Genomic DNA, 12,076 nt, shown 5'->3' with positions numbered 1-12,076 from the left:
ATTGATCATTTGTCTTCAAGTTTGGATACCAGCTGCGCGACGACGCGCGACGGACTCCGACTGTCGGTCCGAATCCGAATCGTGGCGGCGCGCCGGTACAACGGTCGACGGCGTCGCATCAATTCTTGATACTTCACCTTCGGATCTCCACCCGCCAGCAGCGGACGATGATTATTGGCACCGGTCCGGCGCAGACCTTCGGCGACACTGATCTCGAGATAGATGACCGTGTGGCCCTTCAGCAGATCCCGGGTGCGCTCCGAGAGAATCGCACCACCGCCGAGGGAGACAATGCCGTCCGTACCGGACAGTGCGTCGCGGACAACGTCTTCTTCAATCTCACGAAAACGCGGTTCACCGTCAACAGCGAAGATATCGGGAATCGTCCGACCCGTAGTCCGCTCGATCTCGGCATCGGTGTCGATCAATGCCAGACCCAGCGCCTGAGCGACCCGACGGCCGATGGTCGACTTACCGGCGCCAGGTGGCCCGATGAGTACAGCCTTCGGCTTCATGTCGGACCTCTCAGGACCGTCTGTCTCGGACCTCTCAGCGAGGAGGTCGGGCTGCGATGCCGTCGGCGTAACTACGGAAGTTGGCTGTGGTTTCTGCAATGGAATCACCGCCGAACTTCTCGAGTGCCACCTGAGCGACGACGAGCGCAACCATGGATTCCGCAACCACACCGGCAGCCGGAACCGCACACACGTCACTGCGCTGGTGGATGGCAACTGCCTCTTCACCCGTTTCCATGTCGATAGTTGCCAATGCACGCGGAACCGTCGAGATCGGCTTCATTGCCGCGCGAACCCGCAGAGCCTCACCGTTGGTCATGCCGCCTTCGATGCCGCCGGCGCGGTTGGTGGAACGAACAATGCCGTCCGGGCCGGGGCGAATCTCGTCGTGAGCTTCGCTGCCGCGTCGACGTGCCGTCTCGAAGCCGTCACCGACCTCGACACCCTTGATGGCCTGAATTCCCATGAGCGCAGCGGCAAGTCGAGCGTCGAGACGCTCGGCGCCACTAACGAATGTTCCCAGGCCGACGGGCAGTCCGTGGATGACAACCTCGACAACACCACCCAGAGTGTCGCCGTCCTTCTTTGCAGCTTCGATCTCGGCGATCATCGACTCTTCGGCAGCCTTGTCGAAGGCGCGAACCGGGCTCGCGTCAATCGCGTCCAGATCCTTACCCTCCGGCACCGGGCCGACGTAGGGATCGGAAGCACCGATAGAGATGACGTGGGAGACAACCTCGACGCCGAAGACCTGACGGAGGAAGGAACGAGCAACAGTTCCCGCAGCAACACGAGCTGCGGTCTCACGAGCACTCGCACGCTCGAGGATCGGGCGGGCGTCGTTGAAGCCGTACTTGAGCATGCCGCTGTAATCGGCGTGGCCGGGACGCGGGCGCGTCAACGGGGCATTGCGGGCCTGATCGGCAAGCAGATCCGGATCCACCGGATCGGCAGACATGATGGTTTCCCACTTCGGCCACTCGGTGTTGCCGATTTCAATGGCGACGGGGCCGCCCAGCGTAAAGCCGTGGCGGACACCACCAATGATGGTGACCTTGTCGGCCTCGAACTTCATCCGCGCGCCACGGCCATAGCCGAGTCGACGACGAGCAAGTTCAGACGAGATGGCCTCAGAGGTCACTTCGACCCCCGCAACCATGCCCTCGAGCATCGCGACGAGGGCGGGACCATGGGATTCTCCAGCAGTTATCCAACGCAGCACGACGCCTATCTTTCCACGTCCCAAGCAATGGTTGTGACAGTGGTCCTTGGACCGCTGTCCGATTGCGAGGCGTCACATCAACCGAGTAGTGGTGGCGCACTCAAACAAGGCGTGAAGTCGCTCTGCCCACGCCCGGATCGTGTCGGCCTGATCTGTGAACCGATCAGGCCGACAGCGACCTCGCAAGCAAGTTTGAGCCCGAGGTTCATCCCCGCATTCGCGGGGAAAACACTTTTGAACAGCCCAAAGGCTACCGCAACCGCCGAATTATCGATGGGGTGTCTTGGGCATCGATAGTTCCCCTGGAGCAATGCCCGACCACCTGACTGCCGAGAGCAGACCCGACCCTGTCAATCGCAGCCACGCTCAGGGAATGGCGCCAGGCGGGAGCGGTGAAACGAACGGGAAGTCGGGCGGGGCGCCGTGAACCTCGGCTGCCGGAATGACGTTGTACACAGCCGCAAGCAACTCACTCGGCGTGAACACGCCGTCGCGCCACGGGCCGGTGGGTCTCAATGCAACTTGGTGGGTCGGCAAATGAAACAGTCGCACAGCCGTCTCATCGTCGGCTGTCCACGCCATATCTCCCATAGACCGAAACCATCGAGACTCGTCTAGTCGCGACGATACCGACCACACCACCGGACCGATCAGCTCGTCTAGATCGTGCCCACCGAGTACCGCTGCAGCCTCCCACCGCTCCCGATGCGACTCACTGAACGAGAGCCCAAACAGTCCTGGTGAAATACGGCCCACCCGTTCATCTCGAGGGAGCTGACGAACCGCTGCAATCTCCGCATCCGTCGGTGCATGCCCCAGAATTACCTCGCCCTCCATCGTCAGATACCTGTAGTTCGACAAAACGAGCACCAGATATGTCATGGAGCCAGCCGTCGCACACGAGATCCGTATACAGGCCTCACGTGCGTTGGAATCGCGAACACGGTTTTCACAATTGAAGTAGTCGAACGCCCGTGGGCCCAGCTCCCTGTGATCTTCGGCGGGGAAGTTAGCTACTTTCGTTGTCTATCGACTGGGCGAGGATGGAGAGGGTGCGCTTTCGATGTGTTGTTGCGGGTTGCACTGTGTCGGGCCAGTCCGCTGTTTCTTCCAACGCCCAGTCGGCCCATTCTGCGATGTGGTCGAAGTGGCCGATCATGAAGCGGTTGGCCAGTGCCATCAGGTGATTTTGCTGGGGAAGTGTGCCAGCGCCGGGGGCCGAAATCCGTTGCGCGTGCGAGTCGAACAGACTTCGGGATTGGGTTGCCTGTTCTCGAATGGTCGCCAGGTTGGACCGCAGGTCCTCGATCGTGCCTTGGTTGGCGAAGATCACGCGGATCATGCCTTCGAACTGCAATGCGGGGGGTGTGGTCTGGGTGGCGAGCCAGTCGCTCAGCGCTGTTCGGCCTTCGTCGGTGATGGAGTAGACGGTGCGGGATCGCTGAGTACCTTTCGTGACTGTGGTCGCGGTGACCAGGCCGCGTTCAACCAGTAGTTTTGGGGCGTTGTAACGCTGTCGGTCGGCGCTGGGCCATATCTCGGCGACCCCGCGTCCGACCTGTTCGGCGATCTCGTATGCGGACCAATCCTTGGATGTCAGCAATCCCAGGATCATGTACGAGGTGGGGGTGAGATCACGCTGAGCCACATGGCTCCTTTCGCTCCGCGGGTAAGTCCAAGCCTACAAGTGCTACTTCCCTTCGCCGTTTGCGTCCTCGGTGTCGGAGATGTCGTCGGATGTGGCCTTAGCGGGTTTGCCGTAGATGAAGGGGACGAGCGCTGAAGCGACGGCAGATGCCGGTGCGAACCCATCAGCTGTAGGTGCAAGATTTCCCCACACCACCATGGTCACATCGTTGACCGGGTCGTACCCCATGAACGAGTTGTAACCGGGTAGTTCGCCGATATGGCCGAACATCGGACCCATTTGAGCGATGCCGTATCCGTATCCTGCGGATCCTTCGCCGCCTGTGGGTTGCACACTGTTCAACCGCAACTCTTGTGTGGCCGGGCTCAGGAGCGACCCGGTTCCGAGAGCTTTGACCCATGTCGCCATATCGTTTGCGGTCGAGATTCCCTGACCTGCGGACCATGTCCACGACGGATTGTGCATCGTGGTGTTGGTCGGTTTTTCGGTGCCTGCGGCGATCGCGTCGAGGCGAGATTGCGGGAGAGCCTCTTTGCCCTCGCCGAGCGTTTCGACGTTGCCACTGTAGGTGTATCCGTCTGCATATGGTGTCGGGATGCTGGTATCGGTGTTGGCAGGAAACGAGGTCCCGGTCAGTGCGAGTGGACGGAAGAATCGGTCCGCGAAGATCTGTTGAATCGGCTTGCCGTCGAGCTGCTCGGCGATCAAGCCGAGGAGAACGGTGTTCGTGTTGGAGTAGTGGTAGCCGGTGTCGGGAGCAAAGTACGGCGGTTGGCTCAGTCCCATGGCCAGTAGCTCCTCGGGTGTCCACACTCGCTCCGGTTGCTCGTCGAGCGCCCGGTTAAGCTCGAGGGTCTCGGTGTAGTTGTACAGACCGCTACGCATATCGAGTAGGTCGCCGATGGTGATGTTGTCGCCGTTGGGGACATCGGGGCGGTACTTGCTGACCGGATCGGTCACCGCCAGCTTGCCCTCGTCGATCAACTGCAGGACGGCCGTGCCGGTCCAGGTCTTGGTGTTCGATCCCACGCGAACTTTCGTGTCCAGCGTGGGGGGCTCGTTCACGCCTTCTCGTACCGAGCCCCATGTGTTGACGTACTTCTGCGTCGGCGTCGTGATCATGACCACCATCGCGATCTCGCGGAACCCCTCCGCTTTTTCGGAGACGACGGCGTCCATTCCCTGAGTGTCGAAAGACAACACGGCGTTGTCCGCGGATCCGGGAGAATTCGGCTCGGACGAGTTCGAACCGGGTGCCGCAGACGCGGTGGTGGGCGCGGAGTCGGATGCGGAAGAACAGGCTGACAGCAGTAACGCCGTAGCGAGGCCGGCCACCGCCACTTTGCGAACTTTGACGTCGTGACGTGACGTCGACTTTCCAGCAGAGTTCATACGAGTACGTTATGCCGTACTGCACTCTACATGCTGCACTTTGCAGTAAATTGAGACAAAACCGTCATGAATCCTCAGGAGCGTCCATGCCGTACACCACATCAGTTCGTGCCGTCGCTGCGTTGGTCAGTGTCGCCGCACTCCTCACCGCATGTTCTGCCAATCAGGCGTCGAACTCAGATGTCGCATCGGCTCCGACGCAGCAGATTCCGCCGGAGGCAACCCGCATCATGACCACCGATCCATACGCCATGGCCCAGTGGTCCTATCTCGTAGTCGACCCCGTCACAGACGAGGTGATCTACAGCAATAACGCCGAGACCTCGATGTTTCTAGCTTCACAGACCAAACATTTCACCGTCGGCACTACCTACGACACCCTCGGGGTGGACCACACCGTCACTACCCCCGTGTACGCCACCGCCGAACCCGTCGAGGGAACTCTTACCGGTGATCTCGTTCTCGTCGGCTCTGGTGACCTCGCACTCGGCGGGCGCAATGCCGCACAAGGCCGATTCGACTTCGCCACCGACGGCATCGATCACGTCTACGCCGACGCTCTACCCGGTGCAGTTCTCGCGCCCGGAGATCCGCTGGCGGGCCTGAACGACCTAGCGCGACAAGTAGCCGCCGCCGGCATCACGCGCGTAAACGGTGACGTTCTCGTCGACCCTCGTCTGTGGGACACCTACTCGACAGTCGAAGGTCTTGTCCCGTCGATCTTCGTCAACGACAACCTGGTCGATATTCAGGCGAGGCCGGGTGCGGTAGGTGAGCCCGCCACCATCGACATGCTTCCCGGCAACGGCCTGTTCCGCATTGATGCTCAGGTCACCACCGGCAAAGAGGGAAGCGACTCGACGCTCAGTGCAGCGGCCGATCCGTCCGATCCCACCTTGATCAACGTGACCGGGTCGGTACCGGCAGGAAAGACATCGCTGACCGTCTTTCGCATCACCGACGCGCCGACGTGGGCGCGTCAGCTGTTCGTAGAAGCACTGCGACGCAACGGAATCGAGGTCGCACCAACATCTCGTACGAACAACGCAGCTGCCCTGCCTGCCGATCGTACATATTCAGGCAGTCGACAAGTTGCGAGCCTGCAATCGGCACCACTTTCGGAATCGGGAGGGATGATCCTTGCGACCAGTTACAACACCGGCGCCAACACGTTCCTGTGCCTGCTGGCGGTAGCGGCAGGATCGCCGTCGTGCAGTGACGGCTTACCTACTGTCCGGGCACTCACCGAGAAAGCGGGCATTGCAGCATCCGATCTTGTGGTCATGGACGGTCAGGGCAGCGACCCGTCACAAGCCACACCCACGGCAGTCGTCGACTGGCTCGACTGGGTGGACCAGCAACCCTGGGCGCACACGTTCTGGGCAGGTCAACCCGTACTCGGGGAGCGAGGTTCACTCTCCGGCGTCGGAACCGACAGTCCCGCGAAGGGGAAGGTCATAGGTAAGACGGGAACATCCGCCGCCGTCGAACCCGACACCGGCAGGTTGATAGTCAACCTTCAAGCACTGTCGGGTTACATGATCAACACCGACGGTCGTCGACTTCTGTTCGTCGTCGCCGTCAGCGATGCCGTATTTCCGGATCTGCCACGCGGAGTTTTCCAAGTCGGGGGTGATGTCGGCGATGTCGCCGCTGCGTTCCAACAGGCACCGACAAGCTGACACTGTTCAAGACAAACGAACCTAGCAAAGAGCGGTCAAATGTACTGCGCAACAACCACGTTCGCGAAGTAACACCCATGCGGCGATAGCGACGCTCGTGCCGTTGGCCGAATCGGTGCCACCCCACCGTCCTCGTGGCTGTCACCACCGCCCAGGTCTACAAACCAACGTGGTTTGGGCGCATGACGCGTGAAGCCCCAAAGCTAATGAGAATCAGGCCGCCACACTGCTGCCAATCTGAGGGGTTTCCTACAGATCGGGACCGTCGAGGATTCTTCGGTCTTAGCGGTGTGGCGACCTGGTGCTCGTCGCGATTTCAAAGGTTAGTTGAGGTGTCAGACATTTTGCGTCTGTTAGGCGCTGAGCGCTTCGAGTGATCCGATGCGGTGATTGGACACGATGAAGTGTTGTTCGTATTTGCGCAGGTACATGTCGTCTGGGTATCGACTAGCGTTTCCGCCGGCTGCGTCGGGCAGTTTCATTACGTCGACGGCCTAGTTGCATACGCGAAGAAGATCGGTGATGGCGTCTAGTTCTGTGGCTGTGTTCGCGGGTACACGGACTTTGAACCACCTGGATTTCGGATCGTCGACCGAACTCGAGGCTTCTCCGGCGATGTCGACCCACGCGCGGCCGTGATCCCGTTATCCTCGGCGAACACTGCCCATAGGAGGTGAACAGCAATGGACCTGGCCTGGTGGGGACCGCTCTACCCGCTTGCTATCTGGCTCTATTCGTTTGGCCTGATCTGATTCGGCTCGACAGCGGGCCAGCGGTCGAAGTGGCGGCGCATGATCTGGGAAGTGATCCCGTGCGATCTCGGCGGACACTGCCCCTGATTGGAGGTGAAGTTGAATGTCTGCAGGAGATTGGGGGGCTTCCTCGACGGCCTCTGGGTACGGGCAACGTGGTCGGCTGGTGGTGTTGCGCCAGGAGCACAACCACACGCCGCGGGCTGAGCGGGTGTTGTGCATCAGCCATGTGCGCCACTGCGTCCGAGTCTCGGCGTGGATGATCGGGTAGTCGAACTTCCACGTTGGTGGGTGGACGGAAACCGGTGGCGGCAACTTTGAAGCGGTCATTTATCCTCCAAGCTCAGAACGAAACGGGCACGTTTCTCGACAGATCGATCGCCAACTATTCGTCATGATGGCGCGACACTGAGGTGACTGGCGAGCTGCCTGACGGTGTTGGCGAGCTCGGCTGGTTCGATCACCGCCACTGGAGCGGTGAGCGCAATCCGAGCAACCGTCATGGCGAGCCTGCCAAGATCCTCACTGCGGATCTGGACCAGACAGCGGTCTGCTTCCACCTCGATTGGTGTGTGGTCAATCCATCGGAGCACACCTTCGAGTTCGGCGAACGCAGCGTGGATGGTGAGTTTCGCATCGAGGTGACGGGGTGTCGGGCCGAGTGAGCTCGCGACGAAGCTCGCCGCATCACCGCCCGGAATCTCGCGGGGCGTGAAATGACTGCCCGCCAGCCAGGGCTCCCGGAGACGGTCCAGTCGAAATGTTCGCCAGTCACAACGATGTTGGTCCCAGGCTACGAGATACCAACGACGTCCTGCAGTGACAAGTTGGTGCGGCTCGACGAGCCGTCGGCTGCTCCCGCCATCACCTCGCCGGTAGTCGAAACGCACGTCCTCATGGTCGCGACATGCCGCCGCGAGCACACTGAGCGCTTCGGGGTCCACGGTGTCATCGTCGACGGCCGCACGCCGCATCGAAGTCACGCTCGAGTGCAGCACCGACACACGACGGCGTAGCCGATGCGGTAGAAGCGATTCGATTTTGTCAGCGCGCGCAGCGACGTCTCTTCGATTCCATCGATGGCTGCCTCAGCGGCGTAGCGCAGTCCGACGGCTACCGCGACGGCCTCGTCATCGCCGAGGATCAGGGGCGGCACGTGTGCCCCCGTTGCAAGTCGGTAGCCCCCATACTTTCCCGACGTGGAATCGACCGGATAGCCCAGGTCGCGTAGTCGATCGACGTCACGGCGCACCGTTCGCTCTGTGACCTCGAGTCGTGCGGCTAGTTCGGCACAGTTCCAGAAACGATGTGTCTGAAGGAGCGACAGCAGTTGCAGTGCTCGACCTGTGGGATCGTTCCGCATTTCTTCAGTCTGCCAACGATCTAGGACATTATGTGTCCGCAATGCTCCCTATCGTCGGCGCAACCGGTCAATCCGTACACAAGATCGGTAATCAACCCCAAGGAGTGTTTGTGAATCCATCCGATTTTCCCCAGCCGGTCCGAATCCCCGTCAACGGCGTGGAACTCGAAGTCTTTGAAGCAGGTCGACACAATGCCGGAAACCCCATCGTGCTGTGTCACGGATGGCCAGAGCATGCCTATTCTTGGCGCTATCAGGTGCCCGCCCTTGTCGCTGCGGGCTACCACGTCATCGTCCCGAACCAGCGGGGTTACGGAAACTCATCCCGACCGACCGAAGTAGCTTCCTACGATATTGAGCACTTGTCGGGTGATCTCATCGCACTACTCGATCACTACGGATACGAAGATGCCACCTTTGTCGGTCACGATTGGGGCGCCTTTGTCGTGTGGGGACTGACGCTGTTGCACCCACACCGAGTAAACAAAGTGATTGCTCTGAGCCTGCCCTACCAGGAGCGCGGCGAGAAACCCTGGATCGAATTCATGGAAGAGGCGCTTGGCGGCGACTACTATTTTGTCCACTTCAATCGGCAACCAGGCGTCGCAGACGCTGTACTCGAAGAGAACTCAGTCCAGTTCCTGCGCAACATGTTCCGAACGAACGAGCCCCTCCGAGAACCTGAGCCAGGAATGGCGTTCATGAATCTCGCGAGAGCGGAAACCCCACTCGGTGAGCCTCTGATGAGCGAGCGCGAACTGACCGTTTTCGTCTCTGCTTTCGAAACATCAGGGTTCACGAGCAGCATCAACTGGTACAGAAACCTTGACCGCAACTGGCACCTGCTGGCCGACGTAAACCCGATCATTCACCAGCCCACACTCATGATCTACGGCGACCGTGACGCAATCCCAAGGGCTGACAACCTGACAAAGCTCGTGCCCAACGTGGAAGTGGCCAACCTTGACTGCGGTCATTGGATCCAGCAAGAAAGGCCCATTGAAACTAACCAAACGATCGTGAACTGGTTGGAACGGCAGGATGCCACATAGTTTCAACTGAGCTATCAGCGGAATCCTGGCCGACGAACCGCGCACCCTGCATCCGGCCCGAAGTAGTCCAGCTGGACGCGGTCGAGGAATCGACCTTCCAGGACAGGCACCGGTCGTTGCTGCTCGACGTGATCGCGAACTGGGTTGGCCTCGCAGACGAGGAGACTACCGCGAATGCGCTCACGAAGATCGAGGCGAGTCTCGACGAAACTTACGTGAACTGGTCCGGTGCAACCGAATACGACATGACGCAGGGCGATGGAATCTACTTCCAGATCTCCGGACCGGATGTATACGTCGAGTTTGCCGCCCAACAGGGATCTGCAGGCGCAGATGTCGAAGGCGTGACGACCTCGGGCTGGGGGCACGTTCACACCATCTACCGTGACCCGGGGAACGACTACGCAGGAAGCGTCACCCAGCAGGAAGCTACGGGTATGGGCGGTGGCGCGGGTGCGCCGGGTGGCACTCCGCCGAACGGCAGCTAGGTCCCAGAGTCAGAAATGAGAGCCTCGAAAATGAGCCTCTCATCCGGGCCACCCGGCACTCCTGATCATCGCCTCGACCAATGACTCGATGACAATCGGCGCAACCGAGCTGCTCGAGTTCAAAACATGTCGCTACTCAGTTGGTGCCCGACTCACTGACGAGATCAGTCGATGAAGTGCCATGTGATAGGAATTCTTCCGTCCGACAGATTACCCAACTTCTTAAACGCGGCTGGTGAAAAATCAAGATCACCAGCAGCGCAGCCTGGACAGGTATCAACGATGGTGACAGTTACGGATCTCATCCCGCTCATAGCCATAATTCGTTTTCCGCACAACGCTCGGGTCCAGATACTTGCGGATATCGCAACCACGTAGTCGGTATTTGCGGACATACCACCGCAACTACCGAGTCCGGCATTAAAGTACGTTGCATCGCCGCTGTACGTTTTCGTATCGACCGGTGTATCGCCTGTACTACCTGCGCTACCTGTGGAGGCATCCGCAAGTATTTCTAACAATGTGGGCTGCGCACCCGCGATAGACGTTCCGGCCAATACACCAGCGGACGCCGCCACCGCGACGGCCATAGATACCACGATTCGTCGCACGGAATATCGAGACAAAACAACCTCCTGTTTTCAATCTAGAAATAGGACATTTCCGACGTTTGGGCGAGAGTACCGGCTGGCCGGTACTACCCTCGAGTAGGCTCGCCGACATTCCAAATGGGTTCGGGGCGAAGGACGTTGGTCCCGAGCGTCCATTCGCACTCACGTCAACGACATGCAGCGCGCCGGCTTCTACGGCAGGGCGCGGCGCTTCCTCGCCCCATGGACGAGCCTCGGCACGAGCAAAGCGATCCTGCCGAACGCTTCCCAGTGACATCACCGAATCAAGCTGCAGCTCTTCGGGACTCGGAAATTAGGCGGGCACCGTGTCGACATCATTGAAATGAGCTTCGGAAGTGATCCTCACCCGGGCCACCCGTCCCGATCGTCCCAGGTCGAGGCCATCTCGGCGAAGGCCCGACCGGCCGTAGTGCGATAGGCGCCCTTCCGGCGAAGGAGAGCCACGGTGCGCGGTGGCAGCGCCGGCGACAACGGAATCGAGAACAGTCCCTGCTGTTCGAGGGCGATCGCGGCGGGCAACACAGTCGCGAGCCTGCCGCGGCGCACTATCTCCACGATCGCGCCGATCGAGCTGACCTCGACGGCCGTCCGGGGTGTGATGCCCTGATCTTTGAAGTACCGATCGATGTGAAGCCTCGTCGCGAAATCGCTGCTGAGCAACACCAGCGCCTGATCGTCGAGTTCCTTCGCAGCCAGGGGCTTCCTCCGCCCGGCACGCGGATGCTCCTCACCGACAACGAGACTCAGAGTTTCGACAAACAGTGACTCACTTTCGATCTCGTCCGAGCGTACATCCGCAAATGCGATGCCGATCTCGAGCCCATCGCGCGCCAGCTCAGCCTCGATTCGGTCCTGGGTCATCTCCTGAACGGTCACAGCAATGCCGGGGTGTCGCGTCGTGAAACGGTCCACCAGTGGACCCACCAGGTAGGCGGCGAAGGTCGGCGTCGTCGCCAGTCGCAGCGAGCCGCGGCTGAGGTCTTGGACGTCGTGGATCGCGCGCTCGGCGGCTTCGAGATCCCGCAGGGCTCGGCGCGCGTAGTGAAGGAAGGCCTCGCCGGCGTCGGTGGTCCGCACTACGCGCCCCGACCGGTCCAGCAGCTGCACACGCAGGGCAGTTTCGAGCTGCTTGATCTGCTGGGACAGGGTCGGCTGCGACACGTGCAGCGCCTCGGCCGCCCGGGTGAAGTTCTGGTGTTCGGCTACCGCGAGCAGATATCGGATGTGGCGTAGCTCCATGCGCACAACTATAGGCACTGTCTATCAAGTTGATGAAGAACAAGTCTTGGACACTATGGCCGGACGAGGACATCCTTGAGTCATCACCCAA

The 12,076-nt window shown here is 60.4% G+C and carries 12 protein-coding genes and 1 pseudogene; 3 read left to right on the top strand and 10 right to left on the bottom strand.

The annotated features are described in order from the left end of the window. Positions 1-5: 5 nt before the first annotated feature. The 5 genes from BDB13_RS17545 to BDB13_RS17525 form a co-directional block, all read right to left on the bottom strand. Positions 6-515, bottom strand: coding sequence for a shikimate kinase (locus tag BDB13_RS17545; RefSeq protein ID WP_094272762.1), 510 nt, complete (start codon positions 513-515; stop codon positions 6-8). Positions 516-549: 34 nt separating this feature from the next. Beyond that, positions 550-1,737: a chorismate synthase gene (gene aroC / locus BDB13_RS17540; RefSeq protein WP_094272761.1), complete on the bottom strand. Its 1,188-nt coding sequence runs from the start codon at positions 1,735-1,737 to the stop codon at positions 550-552. A 366-nt stretch (positions 1,738-2,103) separates the two neighbouring features. Continuing rightward, positions 2,104-2,619, bottom strand: a complete 516-nt coding sequence (locus BDB13_RS17535; protein WP_141210649.1) for a hypothetical protein — start codon at positions 2,617-2,619, stop codon at positions 2,104-2,106. Between the two features lie 127 nt (positions 2,620-2,746). Beyond that, positions 2,747-3,385 (bottom strand): PadR family transcriptional regulator, encoded by a 639-nt coding sequence (locus tag BDB13_RS17530; RefSeq protein WP_094272759.1) that lies wholly within the window; start codon positions 3,383-3,385, stop codon positions 2,747-2,749. A 42-nt stretch (positions 3,386-3,427) separates the two neighbouring features. Beyond that, positions 3,428-4,777 (bottom strand): serine hydrolase domain-containing protein, encoded by a 1,350-nt coding sequence (locus BDB13_RS17525; RefSeq protein WP_094272758.1) that lies wholly within the window; start codon positions 4,775-4,777, stop codon positions 3,428-3,430. An 86-nt stretch (positions 4,778-4,863) separates the two neighbouring features. On the opposite strand from BDB13_RS17525, the gene BDB13_RS17520 reads away from it, so the two are divergent. Continuing rightward, positions 4,864-6,459 carry a D-alanyl-D-alanine carboxypeptidase/D-alanyl-D-alanine-endopeptidase gene (locus BDB13_RS17520; RefSeq protein WP_094272757.1) on the top strand — a complete coding sequence of 532 codons (1,596 nt, stop codon included), beginning with the start codon at positions 4,864-4,866 and terminating at the stop codon, positions 6,457-6,459. A gap of 353 nt (positions 6,460-6,812) precedes the next feature. Here BDB13_RS17520 and BDB13_RS32985 read toward each other — a convergent pair whose 3' ends face one another. From BDB13_RS32985 to BDB13_RS32975, 3 genes are all read right to left on the bottom strand, one after another. Beyond that, a complete protein-coding gene (locus tag BDB13_RS32985; RefSeq protein ID WP_254922854.1) occupies positions 6,813-6,941 on the bottom strand; it encodes a hypothetical protein in 129 nt (42 codons plus the stop codon). A gap of 662 nt (positions 6,942-7,603) precedes the next feature. Then, a complete protein-coding gene (locus BDB13_RS32980; RefSeq protein ID WP_254922853.1) occupies positions 7,604-8,185 on the bottom strand; it encodes a helix-turn-helix transcriptional regulator in 582 nt (193 codons plus the stop codon). 5 nt (positions 8,186-8,190) lie between these two features. Further along, positions 8,191-8,574 carry a helix-turn-helix transcriptional regulator gene (locus BDB13_RS32975; protein WP_254922852.1) on the bottom strand — a complete coding sequence of 128 codons (384 nt, stop codon included), beginning with the start codon at positions 8,572-8,574 and terminating at the stop codon, positions 8,191-8,193. Between the two features lie 110 nt (positions 8,575-8,684). Between BDB13_RS32975 and BDB13_RS17505 the strand changes: the two genes are divergently transcribed. Together BDB13_RS17505 and BDB13_RS17500 are read left to right on the top strand one after the other, a co-directional pair. Further along, on the top strand, positions 8,685-9,626 hold the full coding sequence (locus tag BDB13_RS17505; protein WP_254922851.1) for an alpha/beta fold hydrolase: 942 nt from the start codon (positions 8,685-8,687) through the stop codon (positions 9,624-9,626). 110 nt (positions 9,627-9,736) lie between these two features. After that, positions 9,737-10,114: pseudogene (locus tag BDB13_RS17500) on the top strand (DUF3500 domain-containing protein); the annotation flags it as partial. Between the two features lie 164 nt (positions 10,115-10,278). Here the strand turns inward: BDB13_RS17500 and BDB13_RS17495 are convergent. Beyond that, on the bottom strand, positions 10,279-10,704 hold the full coding sequence (locus tag BDB13_RS17495) for an RlpA-like double-psi beta-barrel domain-containing protein (RefSeq protein ID WP_094272755.1): 426 nt from the start codon (positions 10,702-10,704) through the stop codon (positions 10,279-10,281). Positions 10,705-11,088: 384 nt separating this feature from the next. Next, positions 11,089-11,985 carry a transcriptional regulator CynR gene (gene cynR / locus BDB13_RS17490; RefSeq protein WP_094272754.1) on the bottom strand — a complete coding sequence of 299 codons (897 nt, stop codon included), beginning with the start codon at positions 11,983-11,985 and terminating at the stop codon, positions 11,089-11,091. Positions 11,986-12,076 lie beyond the last annotated feature (91 nt).

Source organism: Rhodococcus sp. OK302, from assembly GCF_002245895.1.
Taxonomy (GTDB): domain Bacteria; phylum Actinomycetota; class Actinomycetes; order Mycobacteriales; family Mycobacteriaceae; genus Rhodococcus_F.
This window is presented reverse-complemented; position numbering and strand designations above follow the sequence as displayed.